The organism is Pelagimonas phthalicica, from assembly GCF_004364805.1.
GTDB lineage: Bacteria > Pseudomonadota > Alphaproteobacteria > Rhodobacterales > Rhodobacteraceae > Pelagimonas > Pelagimonas phthalicica.
The window spans coordinates 1,525,628-1,541,878 of sequence record NZ_SOAP01000002.1 but is presented as its reverse complement, the minus strand read 5'-3'; the positions used below and the strand labels follow the sequence as shown (position 1 = coordinate 1,541,878).

Sequence of the window (16,251 nt, the reverse complement as noted above, 5' to 3'; positions counted from 1 at the left end):
TCCCATGTCGACGCCCATTGATTTCAACGACCGTATGCTATCTCTGGGCCTGGCCCGTGTTGCCGAACAAGCGGCGATTGCCTCAGCCGAATGGATTGGCCGCGGTGATGAAAAAGCCGCCGACCAGGCCGCGGTGAACGCCATGCGCGAACAGTTGAACCTGCTGGATATCAAGGGCGTTGTGGTCATCGGTGAGGGCGAGCGTGACGAGGCGCCGATGCTCTATATTGGCGAAGAGGTCGGCAATGGCGACGGCCCCGGTGTGGATATTGCGCTGGACCCGCTGGAAGGCACCACGCTGACCGCCAAGGATATGCCCAACGCTTTGACCGTGATCGCCATGGGACCGCGCGGCTCGATGCTTCACGCGCCGGACACTTATATGGACAAGCTGGCCATTGGTCCGGGCTATCCTGAGGGCATCGTGACCATGGACATGCCGCCCGCGACCCGCGTTTCGGCTTTGGCCACCGCCAAGGGCTGTGCGCCGTCTGACATCACCGTCTGCATTCTGGAGCGTCCGCGCCATGAGGCAATGATCGAAGAGGTGCGTTCAACCGGGGCGAGCATCCGTTTGATCACCGATGGCGATGTGGCCGGTGTCATGCATTGCGCCGAGCCGGATGTGACCGGGATCGACATGTATATGGGCCAGGGTGGCGCGCCTGAGGGTGTTCTGGCCGCCGCGGCGCTGAAATGTATGGGGGGGCAGATGCAGGGCCGCCTGGTCTTCCGCAATGATGACGAACGCGCCCGCGCCGCCAAGGCCGGGATCACCGATCTTGACAAGGTCTATACCCGTGACGAGATGGTGACGGCGGATGTGATCTTTGCCGCGACCGGTGTGACCAGCGGCTCGATCCTGCCGGGGATCAAGCGCGAGCCCGGTGCGATCACCACCGAGACGCTGCTGATGCGCTCGAAAACCGGCTCTGTGCGCCGCATGAATTACCGCAACCCGACCAAAGGGTGAGCGGTTACAAATTTTTGGAAAAAATTTGGGCGGCCTGCGATTGAGCGGGCCGTTTTTTGTCGAGGCTCTGCTGACAAAACCCAGCCATCACCGGCGCGTGTCAGATTTTGCTGCTGACAAGCTGATTTGACCGCAGCGATCTGGGTGATCGGAAGGGCAAATCAGAGCGGTCAGAAGCAAAATCTGCCGCGTCGCTTGCGATTTCGCCAAATTTTGCCAGCGCGTCGTTGTTTCCGTTTGCAAGGGGGCCACCCTGGCTGCACGAAAACGCCTAGCGCTGACAAAATTTGGACTGAAACCGGAGGTGGCTGGGTTTTGTCAACAGAGCCTAGGGGAAGGGGCGCTGCCCCGTCACAAGCAAGCTTGTGACTCCCCGGAGTATTTGTGCCAAGAAGAAGCACGGGCGAGAGCATAGGGGTGGGCATGGCATATCTGGGAATTGAGCGCAGTTTGAGCGGTCGGCGCTGGGTTGGCCCCGGGGTTGAGGTTGAGCGCCAGGCGGAGCTGTTGGTGCAGCAAAGCGGGCTGCCTTTGGCGCTGTGCGGTGTCCTGGCCCGGTTGGGCGTCGCGCCGGACGAGGTGGCGACGTATCTAGACCCCAAACTGCGTGATTTGCTGCCCGATCCGCGATCTTTGAAAGATATGGAACGCGCCGCAGAGCGGTTTTTGCAGGCGGTGCGTGAGCGGCAAAAGATTGCGATTTTTGCGGATTATGACGTGGATGGTGGGACCTCCGGGGCGTTGCTGGTGGATTGGCTGCGCCAGATGGGGCGGCAGGCCACGCTTTATGTGCCGGATCGCATTGACGAGGGCTATGGCCCCAATGAACCGGCCATGGCGGCGCTGGCGGCGGAGCATGATCTGATCATCTGCGTGGATTGCGGGACGCTGTCGCATGAGGCGATTGCCGCTGCCAAGGGCGCGGATGTGGTGATTTTGGATCACCATTTGGGGGGCGAGACGCTGCCTGATTGTGTGGCCTGTGTGAACCCGAACCGTCAGGATGAGAGCGGGGATCTCGCGCATCTTTGTGCGGCGGCGGTGGTGTTTTTGATGCTGGTTGAGGCCGGGCGGCAATTGCGCGAGGCGGGGGCGCGCGGCCCGGATCTGATGGCGATGCTGGATCTGGTGGCCCTGGCGACGGTGGCCGATGTGGCCCCCTTGAAGGGGGTGAACCGGGCGCTGGTGCGGCAGGGGCTGAAGGTTATGGCGGGGCGGGCACGGCCAGGCTTGGTGGCGCTGGCGGATGTGGCGCGGCTGGATTCGGCGCCGTCCTCTTACCATCTGGGTTTTGTATTGGGGCCGCGGGTCAATGCCGGGGGGCGGGTTGGTCAGGCGGATCTGGGCGCGCGGCTTTTGGCGACGGATAATCCGCATGAGGCCCAGGCCATGGCAGAGCGGCTGGAGGGGTTTAACGCCGAGCGGCGCGAGATTGAGGCGGCAGTGCGCGCAGCGGCATTGGCGCAGGCTGAAGAGCGCGGGCTGGACGGGCCCTTGGTCTGGGCGGCGGGCGAGGGCTGGCATCCGGGCGTGGTTGGCATTGTGGCCTCGCGCTTGAAAGAGCAGACCAATCGCCCGGCGGTGGTGATCGGGCTGGAAAAGGGCGAGGGCAAAGGCTCGGGCCGCTCGGTTGTTGGGGTCGATCTTGGCGCGTCGATCCAGCGGCTGGCCAGTGAGGGGCTGTTGATCAAGGGCGGCGGGCATAAGATGGCCGCCGGGTTGAGCGTGGCGCAGGATCAGCTGGAACCAGCAATGGCGCGGCTGGGCGTGCTGTTGGAGAAGCAGGGGGCCGGGCAGGGCGGTGCCGCGGATCTGCGGCTGGATGGCATGTTGATGCCGGGCGCGGCGACGGTGGAGTTGATCGAACAGTTGGAGCAGGCCGGGCCCTTTGGACAGGGTGCGCCGGGGCCGCGCTTTGCCATTGCCGATGCGCGCATCACTTTCACCAAGCAGGTGGGCAGTGGCCATTTGAAATTTGCCTGTGATGACGGGGTTGGCGGGCGGCTGGAAGGGATTGCCTTTGGCGCCTTTGACGGTGAGTTGGGCCAGGCGCTGGTCAATCATGGCGGGGCGCGATTCCATCTGGCGGGCAAGCTGGAGGTGAATGAATGGGGGGGGCGGCGCTCGGCGCAGTTACGGCTGGAGGATGCGGCCCCGGCCAATGCCTGATGGTGATTGAGGTTGGCCTGATTTGGGGCGCTGCCCCATCGCGGGCAAGCCCGCGATTCCCCGGGATATTTTCGGCCCAAAGAAACCTGGGGCAGGGATTTTGAGGCTTGGGGGCGGGAAATTGCGGCTAGGGTCAGGACCCATTAATTCACAATGCTCAGCATGGAAAAATACGTGTTATCAGTGGGTTGAATTTCGCAGACAAGGCTGGTTGCCTTGGCAAGAAAGTCGAGCCATTGAGAGCATGTATTTCTCCTTGCCCGTCCTCCCGAAGGGAGGCCAACTGGTATTAGCGCGCCTCTGGCGCGACGGGTTCACCGGATTTTGCCCCAGCCTGCGTTATATACCCTTGAAATAGAACCACTATTCCTGCGGGCATATGCCTGGTCTGGAACAAAATCCGGTGAACTGAGCGTTGTGAATTAGTGGGTCCTGACCCTAGGTTGGAATTTTTGGGCAAAAAGATTCAAGAATCCTCTTGCGCGCTCTGCGCCCACATTCTAAAAGCCGCTTCACGCCAAACGGCGCTCCGTTCGTCTATCGGTTAGGACGCCAGGTTTTCAACCTGGAAAGAGGGGTTCGATTCCCCTACGGAGTACCATTGGCGCGCTTTTCCGAGAGGTCCTGTTAGGGGTTCTTGGGCACCGGCGCTCCGTTCGTCTATCGGTTAGGACGCCAGGTTTTCAACCTGGAAAGAGGGGTTCGATTCCCCTACGGAGTACCACTTTCTTCTGACATTACCGGGATTTGCATCGTTACGGTGCAGAGTGCGTTTCAGCCCAGCCAGTCGCGGCGGATGATCGCGTCATGCAAAGCCAGCAGGTCGGTTTGCAGGTCGGCGCGGGTGATCGGGCCGCCAAGGCAGACGCGCAGGGCTTCGGGGGCGGGGTCGCGAGTGTTGAAGGCGTCCGAGGGCATGAGGCCCATTTGCAGCTGTGGCAGGCGCGAGAGGATTTCGGCGCGGCTGATGCCCTTGGGCAGGGTGAGCCAGAGGTTATAGGCGTTGGGATCGGCGGTGATGTCGATATCGGGCAGGCATTGTGCGGCGAGGCTTTGGCGGGCGGCGGCTTCGCAGCGCAGAAAGCTCTGGAGTGCCGTGGCGGTGCCGTCACTGATCCAGCGATGGGCCAGTGCCAAGGTGAGCGGCGAGGCCATGACATGCTGGGCGCGCAGGGCGGCGGCGAGTTCGGGCAGATGGGCGCGGCTGGGCGGCGTGACATAGGCCAGGCGCAGACCGGCCCCGAGCAGTTTTGAGAGGCCAATAATGTGCCAGGACAGGCCCGGGATCAGGGAAGAGATCGGCGCAGGTGTATCTGTCGCAGTGAAGGCATAGGCGTCATCTTCGAGCAGGGGCAGGTCATGTAATTGCAGCGTGGCGGCGATGGCTTTGCGCCTGGCGGCGGGCATGGTCCTGGTGGTCGGGTTTTGCAGGGTCGGGTTGAGGTAGAGCGCGACGGGGCGGTGTTTGGTGATGTGCTCGGACAGGGCGTCGGGCAGGATGCCCTGGTCGTCCGAGGGCAGGCCGACCAGCGTGAGGCCAAGTTGGGCCGCGATGGCGCGGATGCCGGGATAGGTGAGGTCTTCGCAGAGCAAGGTCAGGCCGGGATCGGCGAGCAGCGACAGAATGGCATGGATGGCCGCGTGGGAACCCGGCGCGATGGCCAGACGGGTCGGATCGGCGGGCAGGGCGTTTTGCGCCAGCCAAGTGGCGGCGATGTCGCGATCCGGGGCCAGGCCGGTGGTGGATTGATAGCGCAGCAGCGCCGGGAGTTGAGGGGCGAGCGCGGTATAGCCCGCCTGCATCCGGGCCAGCAGGTCGGGGTCAATTGGCTCGGGCGGCATATTCATGCGCGGGTCATCTTCGATCTGGCGCAGGGGGGGCTGGATCGGGGCGGCGGGCTGACTGGCAACAAAAGTGCCGCGCCCGACAAAGCTTTCGGTATAGCCGCGCCGCGTCGCCTCGGCATAGGCGCGCGAAATGGTTGAAAAATCCAAACCCAGCGCCAGGGCCAGCGCCCGTTGTGGCGGCAGGCGGTCACCGGGGCGCAGCGCTCCGCTGTGCATATCGGCCTGAATCGCCTCGGCAATTTCGATATAGAGCGGCGCGCCGGAGCCGGTCAGGCTGGGCGTCCAATGGGGGGCGGTTTGCGGAATGGCCTGCGTCATGGGGATGCTTTAGCGCGGGATGCGACAATATTGCAATCAATTTGTATGCATAATGATTGCAATCAATCTTTGGCAAAGATATCTGTGCGACACGGAATTCGGGCGCGTGTCAGGAGAATCGCCATGTCGGATGTGCAAAATCAGATGATCGAGGATGAGACCCGCGATGTGAAACGCGCGATCTGGCGCGGTTTGCGCCTGCGTTGCCCCAATTGCGGCGAAGGCAAGTTGCTGCATTCCTATCTGAAAGTGAATGAGAGCTGTGACTGCTGCGGGCTGGAATTGAAGCGGGCCAAGGCGGATGATGGGCCGGCCTATATGACTATTCTGATTGTCGGGCATATCCTGGGGTTTGGCATGCATTTTGCCTTTGTCGCCTGGCGTCCTGAGCCGCTGACCATGGTGATGATTGGCTTGGCGCTGACCATCAGCAGCAGTCTGATCATGCTGCCCCGGATGAAGGGGCTGATCATCGGGTTTCAATGGGCCAAGCGGATGTATGGGCTTTAGGTCTATGTCTAAGACCTGATTTCAGGATTTTTGACTCATGCGGTTTGCACCGCCTGCGCGTGCCGCGGGCGGGGCAGGGGCGCTGCCCCTCTTGCTCGCAGGCGAGCAATTCACCCCGGGATATTTTTGGCCCAAAGAAACGCGGAACGGGCGTGATTTGGCGTTCCGAATCTTTCGAATGCGAAGAAATGATTTGCGTTTTTGTTCGCTTTTTCTAAGCTGGTGGCGTGGGCGATCCTGGGGGTTTGGGTTTTTCTGACGTCTTAGGGTGCTGAAAAGGTTGAGAAAAACCGCGTGATACGACTCTACTAAAAAATTAGTTTGACAGGCCGCGCATCGATGTGACACCCATATGTCAGCCAAAGGGAACACCCGGTGGCATCACATTCAGGGAGGAGCAAAGATGCGGAAGTATCTTTTCTCCGCGGTTGCAGTATCGGCTGTGATTGCGGGAACAATGGGGCATGCGGATGAAGCCGCAGCCCAGAAATGGATCGACGAGGAATTCCAGCCGTCTGTCCTGAGCAAAGCGGAACAGCTGTCGGAAATGCAGTGGTTCATCAACGCGGCTGAACCTTACAAAGGCATGGAAATCAACGTGTTGTCCGAAGGTATTCCGACACACGGCTATGAATCCGAAGTGCTGACCAAAGCCTTTGAGGAAATCACCGGTATCAAGGTCAACCACCAGATCCTTGGTGAGGGTGAAGTGGTGCAGGCGGTGCAGACCCAGATGCAGACCAAGCGCAACCTTTATGATGGTTACGTGAATGACTCTGATCTGATCGGCACCCATTCGCGTCTTCAGCTGGCCTATAACCTGACCGACCAGATGGCCGGTGACTGGGCGGCGACCACTTCGCCGACGCTGGATCTGGATGACTTTATGGGCAGCCAGTTCACCACCGGTCCGGATGGCGATCTGTATCAGCTGCCAGACCAGCAATTCGCGAACCTCTACTGGTTCCGCAAAGACTGGTTTGACCGTGAAGATCTGCAGGCGGCGTTCAAAGAGAAATATGGCTATGATCTCGGCGTGCCGGTCAACTGGTCTGCCTATGAGGACATTGCCGAGTTTTTCTCGAAAGATGTCAAAGAGATCGACGGTACCGCGATCTATGGCCACATGGATTATGGTAAGCGCGCGCCCGACCTGGGCTGGCGCATGACCGATGCCTGGCTGTCCATGGCTGGTGCGGGTTCAAAGGGTGAGCCTAACGGTGTGCCGATCGACGAATGGGGCATCCGTATGGAAGCGGGGTCCTGTAACCCGGCGGGTGCGAGCGTGTCTCGTGGTGGTGCGGCCAACGGTCCGGCGGCGGTTTATGCGATCCGCAAATGGGATGAATGGCTGCGCAACTATGCGCCTCCCGGTGCGGCATCGTTTGACTTCTACCAGTCGCTGCCTGCGCTGTCTCAGGGCAATGTGGCTCAGCAGATCTTCTGGTACACCGCCTTTACCGCCGACATGGTCAAGCCGCAGTCCGAGGGCAACAACACCGTGGATGAAGCCGGCAAGCCACTGTGGCGCATGGCCCCATCCCCGCATGGCCCTTACTGGGAAGAAGGTCAGAAGGTTGGCTATCAGGATGTGGGGTCCTGGACCTTCCTGAAATCCACCCCATCCGATCGTGCACAAGCGGCCTGGCTCTATGCTCAGTTCGTGACCTCTAAAACGGTTGATGTGAAGAAATCCCATGTGGGTCTGACCTTTATCCGTGACAGCTCGGTCAACCATGAGAGCTTTACCGAGCGTGCCGAGAACCTGGGTGGTCTGGTGGAATTCTACCGCTCGCCGGATCGTGTGGCTTGGTCGCCAACCGGGATCAACGTGCCGGATTATCCAAAGCTGGCGCAGATCTGGTGGCAGCAGATTGGTGACGTGAACTCGGGTGCCTTTACCCCGCAGGAAGCGATGGACCGTCTGGCCGAGGAAATGGACATCACCATGGCCCGTATGCAGCGTGCAGACGAGCAGGCCAATGTCTATGGCGGCTGTGGCCCGCGCCTGAATGAGGAAAAAGACGCCGAGTTCTGGTATGCCAATGGCGGGGCCAAGGCGCCTCTGGACAACGAAAAGCCACAGGGCAAAACCGTCAACTATGACGAGCTGGTGGCGCGCTGGGCGTCTGAATAACGCCCAGACCTGACAGACCCGAGATCGGAACCTCCTCCTATTCGGGTCTGTTCACTCCCATAGGCCCCGGGGCGCGCACGCCACCGGGGCCACTTTCCCCAAGATTTCGAGCCTTGTTGCGGCCCCGCGTGGCCCTGGCAAGCAAAGGAGACGCCTTATGGCCCTCGAACTCAAACAGGTGACGAAACGTGTCGGCGGCGCGTTGCATATCAAGCCTGTCACCCTGACCCTTGAGACCGGTCATTTCAACGTGCTTCTGGGCGCGACCGGATCGGGCAAGACCTCGCTGATCAAGCTGATGGCTGGCCTTGATCCCATCGCTGAGGGCAGCGTGATCATGGATGGGCAGGATGTGACCCGTCTGAGCACGCAAAAGCGCAAGATCAGCCTGGTGCATCAGTTTTTCATCAACTACCCGCATATGACCGTGCGCGAAAACATCGCCTCGCCTTTAAAGGTGGCGGGCATGGCGAAATCCGAGCTTGAGGGCCGGGTGGAAGAGGCCGCAAGCCTGTTACAGCTGGGGCCGATGCTGGATCGCCGCCCGCATGAGCTGTCGGGTGGGCAACAGCAGCGCTGCGCCCTGGCGCGCGCCATTGCCAAGGAAAGCCGCGCAGTGTTTCTGGACGAACCGCTGGCAAACCTCGATTACAAGCTGCGCGAAGAGCTGCGCGCGCAATTGCCCGAACTGTTCGCCGGGCGGGGCGCGGTGGTGGTCTATGCGACCTCGGAACCCGAAGAGGCGTTGATGCTGGGCGGGGAAACCGCGCTGATGAATGACGGCTCGGTCACGCAATTTGGCAAGACGGCAGATATCTATCGCAACCCGGCCAATGTGCAGGCGGCGGCGGTGTTTTCCGATCCGCCAATCAACACGGCCCCCGTGGTGAAACAAGGCGATCAGGTCCGTCTGAATGCCGGTGTGAGCTGGTCCGCCAGCGGTGCCGCTGCGGGGCTTGCCGATGGCGATTACATCATCGCGATCCGTCCGCATCACGTGCTGCCAGTCAGCACTGAGGCGACCAGCGTCCACATGTCGGGCCGCGTGCAGGTGACCGAGCTGACAGGTTCGGAATCCAGCGCGCATTTCGAGATGGGGCAGGGATCCTGGGTCTCTCTCTCGCACGGTGTTCACCCCTATGAGGTGGGCGAGCTGCATGACTTTCATATGAACCCGTCTGAGTGCTATTTCTTTGCACCTGACGGCACACGGGTGGCGTAAATCATGGCGAAAATCACTCTCTCCAATCTGCGCCACAGCTATTATCCCAATCCGTCCAGCCCATCAGATTATGCGCTGAAAGAGATTGATCTGGATTGGTCTGATGGCGGGGCCTATGCGCTGCTTGGCCCATCTGGCTGTGGGAAATCCACGCTGCTCAATATCATCTCGGGGCTTTTGGTCCCGTCCGAGGGGCGCATTCTGTTTGACGGTCAGGACGTGACCGAACTGGCCCCGGACAAGCGCAATATTGCGCAGGTTTTTCAGTTCCCGGTGATCTACGACACGATGAGCGTTTACGACAACCTCGCCTTTCCGCTGCGCAATCGTGGCCGGGATGAGGACACTGTGCGCAGTCGCGTCATGGCGATTGCCGAGATGCTCGAAGTCACGGATATGCTGGATCAAAAGGCCGCTGGCCTGTCCCCGGATAACAAGCAAAAGATCTCGATGGGGCGCGGGTTGGTGCGCGAGGACGTCAACGTGGTGATGTTTGACGAACCGCTTACGGTGATTGACCCGCATCTGAAGTGGAAGCTGCGCTCCAAGCTCAAAGAGCTGCATCAGCGCGTCAAAGCCACGATGATCTATGTGACCCATGACCAGACCGAGGCGCTGACCTTTGCCGATCAGGTGGTGGTGATGCAGCTGGGCGAGGTGGTGCAGATCGGCACCCCGGTCGAGCTGTTCGAGCGCCCGGCGCATACCTTTGTCGGCCATTTCATCGGCTCGCCCGGTATGAATGTGCTGCCTTGCGAGGTTTCTGCTGGGCAAGCCATGTTAGGTGGTCAGCCCGTCGCATTGGAAGGTCCCATTCAGGGTGAGGCCAAAGGCCAGACCGAAATCGGCATACGCCCGGAATTCGTCTCGCTCGCCGAAACCGGCCTGCCTGCCACGGTTACCAAGGTCTCGGACCTGGGTCGCCACATGGTGGTCGAGGCGGATCTGAACGGCACAACTGTCAGCGCTGTGATCAACGGCACCCCGCCTGAGAAAGGGGCGCAGGTGCATCTGCAATTCCGCCCCGACCAGACCCGGCTGTATGTCGATGGCTGGATCGCAACCAACCCGCAGGAGGGCTGAGCCATGAAAACCGAAAATAACAAAGGTTGGTTCTTTGTCGCGCCGGTGCTGGTGCTGGTGGCGTTCAACGCCTTGATCCCGATGATGACGGTGGTCAATTACTCGGTCCAGGAAACCTTTGGCGACAACGTGTTTTTCTGGCAAGGTTTGGATTGGTTCCAGCAAATCCTGCGCTCGGACCGGTTCCATTCGGCTTTGGGTCGGCAGTTCCTCTTTACCTTCCTGATCTTGATCATCGAGATCCCGTTGGGCATTGCCATCGCTCTGTCCATGCCGCGCAAAGGCTTTTGGGTGCCGGTCTGCCTTGTGCTGATGGCGCTGCCCATGCTGATCCCGTGGAACGTGGTGGGCGCGATGTGGAACATCTTTACCCTGCCGGATATCGGCTTGCTTGGCTATTTCCTCAACCATGTTTTGGGCATCAATTATGACATGACCCAAGACCCGCTGGCCGCCTGGGTGACCATCATCACCATGGATGTCTGGCACTGGACCTCGCTTGTGGTTCTGCTGAGCTATGCCGGTCTGGTTTCGATCCCCGATGCCTATTACCAAGCGGCGAAAATTGACGGGGCCAGCAATTGGAGCGTGTTCCGCTATATCCAACTTCCCAAGATGAAAACCGTCCTGACCATCGCGATCCTTCTGCGCTTTATGGACAGTTTCAACATCTATACCGAGCCTTTCGTGCTCACCGGCGGTGGCCCCGGCAACTCGACGACCCTGCTGTCCATTGATCTGGTGAAAATCGCCCTTGGTCAGTTTGACCTCGGCCCGGCAGCCGCCATGAGCCTGATCTATTTCGCAATCACTTTGTTGGTCAGCTGGCTGTTCTACACGCTGATGACCAAAGACGACCTGAACTGAGGACCGATCCGATGCAAAAACGATCCATCGTCCCCATCGTCTATATCCTCTTCCTGCTCTTGCCGATCTATTGGCTGGTGGCGATGAGTTTCAAGACGACCAATGAAATTCTGGCCGGGTTTTCGCTGTTTCCGCAGACCTTTACGCTGGAGAACTACAAGACCATCTTTACCGATCCCAGCTGGTATTGGGGTTACATCAACTCGATCCTCTATGTGTCGATCAACACGGTGATCTCGGTGGTGGTGGCGCTGCCAGCGGCCTATGCCTTCAGCCGTTACCGCTTTCTCGGGGATAAGCAGCTGTTCTTCTGGCTGTTGACCAACCGCATGGCCCCGGCCGCTGTCTTTGCACTGCCCTTCTTTCAGCTCTATTCGGCTGTGGGTCTGTTCGACACGCATCTGGCTGTTGCTCTGGCGCATTGCCTGTTCAACATCCCACTGGCGGTGTGGATCCTCGAAGGCTTCATGGGCGGTGTCCCAAAAGAGCTGGATGAAACCGCCTTTGTCGATGGCTATTCCTTCCCGCGCTTTTTTGCGACGATCTTTGTGCCCTCGATCAAAGCCGGGGTCGGTGTGGCGGCGTTCTTTTGCTTCATGTTCTCATGGGTGGAGCTGCTGCTGGCCAAGACCCTGACAGCGGTCGCCGCCAAACCCATCGCCGCCACCATGACCAAGACCGCCTCAAGCGCGGGCTATGAACTGGGTCTGCTGGCGGCGGCGGGAACTTTGACAATCATTCCGGGCGCAATCGTGATCTACTTCGTCCGCAACTATATCGCGAAGGGTTTCGCGATGGGGAGGGTGTGATGCTTTCATGGATGGCTTGGACCTGGCCGACGGCCTTGGTTTTCATCGGAATTTTCAGCGCGATTGGCATCCTGATCGCCCTGGAAATCCGCCACCCCGGTGGGGATGAGCGCAAAGGCGTGCTTGGCCTCACCACCACCCGCGGTGACCGATTGTTCATCTCGCTCTTGGGCACCAGCTATATCTTTCTGGCCTGGCTGGGCTTGGTCGGGTTTCCTTTGTGGACGCCGTTGGGCCTGTCTATCGCTTGGGGCGTGTTCTGTTTCTGGAAAGTGTAAGAGGTTTCGCCGCGCCAAGGCGCGTCGACCGGCTGGGGGCTTTGCCCCCAGACCCCCAGAATATTTTGACCAAGAAGAAGATCAGAGCGCTATTGGCTTCTTCTTGGTGGCAAATACTCCGGGGGTGAGGCCGAAGGCCGAGGGGGCTGGCCCCCTTTGCCCAACTAAAGAAATAGTTTTGCCCTTGGGCAATGTTCGTATATGTTCGCTTGAAACCAGTTCTGAGTGGAATCCCCAGCTTATGCGCAAGAAACACGACAAATCCCTTCTGACCGAGGTCGAGCTCGAGTTCATGAACGTGATTTGGGACCTGGGCCAAGGCACGGTTCGCGAGATCCATGCCGCGGTCAATGCCCAGGGCGGCGAGGTTCAGGAACGCGCCTATACTTCTGTGGCGACCGTGCTCAAGATTATGGAACAGAAGGGGTTTTTGGCCAGTGACCGGGTGGAGCGGTCTTTGGTCTACAGGCCCACGACGCCGAAGGCAGATTATCAAAAGGCAAGCCTGAAGAACCTATCTAGCAAGCTTTTCAACGATGCCCCCGCAGCTCTGGTTGCGCGCCTTGTGGAGGACGAGGACGTGACCCAGGAGATGCTCAAGGAGATGCGGGCGCTGCTTGAGGAAAGGTTGGGGGAGGACAATGAACGCTGATGCTGTTCTGAACGTATATATCGACCTTAATCTGCTGCTGGTGGCAGGAATTGGGGTTTGGCTGGCGCTGCGATGGGTGTTGTCCAAATCCAAGCTGGGTCTGGAATTCATTCGCCAGCAAAAGGTGTTGACCTGGATGGTGGCGGGCCTGTTGCTGGCCCCGCTTCTGGCGGATTGGCTGAGCGGATCGCTGATCACCGGCGCACCAAACCTGAGCGATATGCTGGTGGCGCAATATCTGAACGGCAATGTCGGGATGAGCGCGCAGGATTTCCAGGGATGGCTGAGCGCGCGCGAAGGGTTTGAGCGCGACATGCTGCTGGGGCAATCCGGGCTGGCTCAGGTGATTTGGGCGGGGCTGGCGCTTGGGGCCCTGGTTTCCGTGCTGTTTACTTTGCGTGCGGCTTTGGCGCTGCGTGGGATTGTCAAACGCTCTTACCTGTTGCGCAAGATTGGTCAGGTTGAACTGCGTGTGTCCGACACGACCCGCGTCGCCTTTTCGACCCGGGGTTTGCGCAAACGCTATGTTGTTCTGCCCGCAGCCATGCTGGAGGCGGGGGAGGATCTGCACATGGTGGTGGCCCATGAGCTGCAGCATTTCCGCCATGGCGATGTTGAGGTGGAGTTCCTCTTTGAGGCTCTGCGCCCCTTACTGTTCTGGAACCCGGCCTTTTTCCTGTGGCGTCAGGAAATCCGCGCCATGCGGGAATATGCCTGTGACCAGGCGCTTGTGCGCCGTCATGGGTTTGACGCGCGGGCCTATTGCGAATGTCTGATCCGGGCCTGCGAGCGGGCCATGGCTGCGCAGCGCGGGGTGCAATTGTCAACGCCGACCGTTGGTCTGGTCGATCTGCGCGCCAAGCGGCGCGGGGCAACCCTGCGCCGCCGTATTGAGGCGGCGACTGTGGCGCGCAATTCGCGCGAAGCACGGATGGGTTGGATGATGCTGTCTTTGTCGCTGGTCTCGCTGACCTTTGCCACGGCGCTGCTGATCCAACGCCCGGCGGATTGGAGCCATGATCGCATCATGCTGTCGACCATCGTCAATCTTGAGCGCATGAAGGCGCGCAACGCGACGGCTGAGAGCACGACGATGCCCGAAGGGTTCGTGTTTTCCACCTACTGAAGTTGGATTTAGCCTGTGCTCCCCCCATGGGGATAGCCCTGTTTTGTCTGCGCAAACTGCTGTAAGGTGCAGACAAAAGGGGCATTGCCATGAGCTATCGTGACATCAAGGCGGATGTGCTGCGGCGCATCACCAGCGGCCAATGGCCGCCGGGCCATCTGATCCCAAGTGAGCTGGAGCTGTGCGACGAATATGGCAGCGCGCGGGCCACGGTGAACCGGGCCTTGCGGGAATTGGCGGATGAGGGCGTGCTGGATCGCAAGCGCAAATCCGGCACGCGGGTGCGCGCCGTGCCGCTGCGCCAGGCCCGGTTCGACATTCCCCTGACCCGGTTGGAGGTCGAAGGCAACGGGGCCAGCTATCGCTACGCTTTGGTCAAACGCGCGGTTGAGCCAGCCCCGGATTGGTTGCGGGCGCGGATGGGGCTGCAGGCAGGCGCGCAGGTGGTTCAGCTGACCTGCATGCATTTTGCCGATGGCACCCCGTTTCAGCATGAGGCGCGCTGGATCAATCTCGAGGCCTTGCCACAGGCGCGCGAGCAGCGCTTCGAAGAGGTCGGGCCCAATGAATGGCTGGTCGAAACCGTGCCCTTTTCCGATGTGGAGATCGGGTTTTCGGCGGTCTCTGCTTCAAAGGAATTGGCAGGTTTTCTGGGATGCCAGGCGGGTGAGGCGCTGTTTCAGATGGAACGCAGCACCTGGTTTGAGGGCAAGGCAGTGACCTATGTGCGCATGTGCTTTCAACCGGGCTACCGGATGAAAACAAGCTATTAGAGAGAGGCGGGTGCACCAAATTCCATGTATGGAATTTGCAAATTCCGTCGACGGAATTTGTCAGCGCGTGAGGGATGCGGAGCGCAAGGGCGCAACCGCGGTCGCATAGCTCTGACGGATCGTATCGCGTGCGATATGTCGCCCGTCGCGCACCAGATGACGCCCGCCGGACCAGACATCGCGCACCATCTCCTGCCCACCGGCAAAGACGAATGTATCCAGCGCCGTATCCGGGGCCAGCCCGGCCAGGTCCGGATGGGCGAGATCGAGGGCCAGCAGGTCGGCCCATGCGCCAATCTCCAACCGTCCTGATCCGCGCCCCGAGGCCTGCCCACCCCCTTGCGCGGCGGCCTGCATCAGCCGTCGACCGGTCGAAAGGGCGGGCGTTGCCAGAGCGGCGCGGGAATGGTCGCGCAGGCGTTGGGACGTGTCCAACTGGCGCAGCTCTTCGGCCAGTGAGATGCGGATATTGCTGTCGGACCCAATGGCGATGCGCCCGCCGCACGCCATCCAGCGCACCCCGTCGAAGATCCCATCCCCCAGCGAGGCTTCGGTAAGCGGACACAGGCCCGCCGAGGCCCCGCTGGCCGCCATGGCCTGGGTTTCGGCCGGGGTCATTTGGGTCAGGTGGATCAGGCTCCACCGGGCGTCGATGTCGAGATTGTCCAACGTCCAAGTCACCGGGCGCGCGCCCAAATGCGCCTCGACCTCGGCGACTTCGGGGAGTTGTTCGGCCAGATGCATGTGGATCGGTCCACCCTGCGCCATCTGCGCAACGGCCATCAGATCCTCCGGCGCAACCGCGCGCAGAGAATGCGGCGCAACCCCAAGCCGGGCATCCGGCGGCAGATGGGTGAGCGCGGCCTTTGCGCCCTCGAGCAAATTGGCATAGCGGTCCAGATCATTGCCAAAGCGGCGCTGCCCGCCCTGCAGGGCCCGCCCATCACAGCCGCCATATTGATACATGACCGGCAAGAGGGTCAGCCCGATGCCCGATATCTCGGCTGCTGCGGCCACACGTTCGCTCATCTCAGCGAGGTTGTCATAAGGTCGGCCATCCGCCTGATGATGCAGATAGTGAAACTCGACTGACGCGCCAAACCCGGCCTCCAGCATCTCCATCTGTACCATGGCGGTGATGGCTTCGACCTGATCCGGTGTCAGCAGGTCAAGAAAGCGATACATCAGGCTGCGCCAGGTCCAGAAACTGTCCGCCTCGGGGCCACGCGCCTCGGACAGGCCCGCCATGGCGCGCTGAAAAGCGTGGCTGTGGCCGTTGCAAGGGGCGGGCACCAGCAGGCCGACACGATGGCCCTGCGCCGGGGCACCTTCGGCAATCGCCGTGATCCGCCCCCCGTCAATCGTCAGTGCCACATCCTTGCGCCATTCATCCGCAATCAATGCCTGTTCCGCCCAGAGCGTTTCCATCTGCTGTCTCTCTGCTTGACTTGCAATATGTCTATACATAAACAAAATATAACTGCGT

Annotated in this window: 14 protein-coding genes and 2 tRNA genes; 14 read left to right on the top strand and 2 right to left on the bottom strand. The window is 60.4% G+C overall.

Features of this window, described 5'->3' with window-relative positions; genetic code table 11:
• Positions 1-4 precede the first annotated feature (4 nt).
• The 4 genes from glpX to CLV87_RS17590 all read left to right on the top strand — a co-directional run bounded on the left by glpX (position 5) and on the right by CLV87_RS17590 (position 3,866).
• Positions 5-973, top strand: a complete 969-nt coding sequence (gene glpX, locus CLV87_RS17605; protein ID WP_099247499.1) for a class II fructose-bisphosphatase — start codon at positions 5-7, stop codon at positions 971-973.
• Between the two features lie 423 nt (positions 974-1,396).
• A complete protein-coding gene (gene recJ, locus CLV87_RS17600) occupies positions 1,397-3,142 on the top strand; it encodes a single-stranded-DNA-specific exonuclease RecJ (RefSeq protein WP_099247943.1) in 1,746 nt (581 codons plus the stop codon).
• A 526-nt stretch (positions 3,143-3,668) separates the two neighbouring features.
• Positions 3,669-3,743, top strand: a tRNA-Glu gene (locus CLV87_RS17595).
• Positions 3,744-3,791: 48 nt separating this feature from the next.
• A tRNA-Glu gene (locus CLV87_RS17590) sits at positions 3,792-3,866 on the top strand.
• A 50-nt stretch (positions 3,867-3,916) separates the two neighbouring features.
• Here CLV87_RS17590 and CLV87_RS17585 read toward each other — a convergent pair.
• On the bottom strand, positions 3,917-5,308 hold the full coding sequence (locus tag CLV87_RS17585) for an aminotransferase-like domain-containing protein (RefSeq protein ID WP_099247497.1): 1,392 nt from the start codon (positions 5,306-5,308) through the stop codon (positions 3,917-3,919).
• 123 nt (positions 5,309-5,431) lie between these two features.
• On the opposite strand from CLV87_RS17585, the gene CLV87_RS17580 reads away from it, so the two are divergent.
• The 10 genes from CLV87_RS17580 to CLV87_RS17535 all read left to right on the top strand — a co-directional run bounded on the left by CLV87_RS17580 (position 5,432) and on the right by CLV87_RS17535 (position 14,765).
• A complete protein-coding gene (locus CLV87_RS17580) occupies positions 5,432-5,818 on the top strand; it encodes a DUF983 domain-containing protein (RefSeq protein ID WP_099247495.1) in 387 nt (128 codons plus the stop codon).
• A 403-nt stretch (positions 5,819-6,221) separates the two neighbouring features.
• The gene (locus CLV87_RS17575) at positions 6,222-7,955 is read left to right on the top strand and encodes an ABC transporter substrate-binding protein (protein ID WP_099247493.1); all 1,734 of its coding nucleotides are present in this window, start codon (positions 6,222-6,224) and stop codon (positions 7,953-7,955) included.
• Between the two features lie 157 nt (positions 7,956-8,112).
• A complete protein-coding gene (locus CLV87_RS17570; RefSeq protein ID WP_099247491.1) occupies positions 8,113-9,177 on the top strand; it encodes an ABC transporter ATP-binding protein in 1,065 nt (354 codons plus the stop codon).
• A 3-nt stretch (positions 9,178-9,180) separates the two neighbouring features.
• Positions 9,181-10,260 (top strand): ABC transporter ATP-binding protein, encoded by a 1,080-nt coding sequence (locus CLV87_RS17565; protein ID WP_099247489.1) that lies wholly within the window; start codon positions 9,181-9,183, stop codon positions 10,258-10,260.
• 3 nt (positions 10,261-10,263) lie between these two features.
• Complete coding sequence (locus tag CLV87_RS17560; RefSeq protein WP_099247487.1) at positions 10,264-11,127, top strand: carbohydrate ABC transporter permease; 864 nt, start codon at positions 10,264-10,266, stop codon at positions 11,125-11,127.
• Positions 11,128-11,138: 11 nt separating this feature from the next.
• Complete coding sequence (locus CLV87_RS17555; RefSeq protein WP_099247485.1) at positions 11,139-11,936, top strand: carbohydrate ABC transporter permease; 798 nt, start codon at positions 11,139-11,141, stop codon at positions 11,934-11,936.
• Positions 11,936-12,214, top strand: a complete 279-nt coding sequence (locus CLV87_RS17550) for a DUF2160 domain-containing protein (RefSeq protein WP_099247483.1) — start codon at positions 11,936-11,938, stop codon at positions 12,212-12,214. Before CLV87_RS17555 ends, CLV87_RS17550 begins: the two co-directional genes overlap by 1 nt.
• Before the next feature lie 241 nt (positions 12,215-12,455).
• Positions 12,456-12,866, top strand: coding sequence for a BlaI/MecI/CopY family transcriptional regulator (locus tag CLV87_RS17545; protein ID WP_099247481.1), 411 nt, complete (start codon positions 12,456-12,458; stop codon positions 12,864-12,866).
• On the top strand, positions 12,856-13,992 hold the full coding sequence (locus CLV87_RS17540; RefSeq protein ID WP_099247479.1) for a M56 family metallopeptidase: 1,137 nt from the start codon (positions 12,856-12,858) through the stop codon (positions 13,990-13,992). Before CLV87_RS17545 ends, CLV87_RS17540 begins: the two co-directional genes overlap by 11 nt.
• Positions 13,993-14,081: 89 nt before the next feature.
• On the top strand, positions 14,082-14,765 hold the full coding sequence (locus CLV87_RS17535; RefSeq protein WP_099247477.1) for a UTRA domain-containing protein: 684 nt from the start codon (positions 14,082-14,084) through the stop codon (positions 14,763-14,765).
• A 60-nt stretch (positions 14,766-14,825) separates the two neighbouring features.
• Here CLV87_RS17535 and CLV87_RS17530 read toward each other — a convergent pair whose 3' ends face one another.
• A complete protein-coding gene (locus CLV87_RS17530) occupies positions 14,826-16,193 on the bottom strand; it encodes a formimidoylglutamate deiminase (RefSeq protein ID WP_099247475.1) in 1,368 nt (455 codons plus the stop codon).
• Positions 16,194-16,251: the final 58 nt, after the last annotated feature.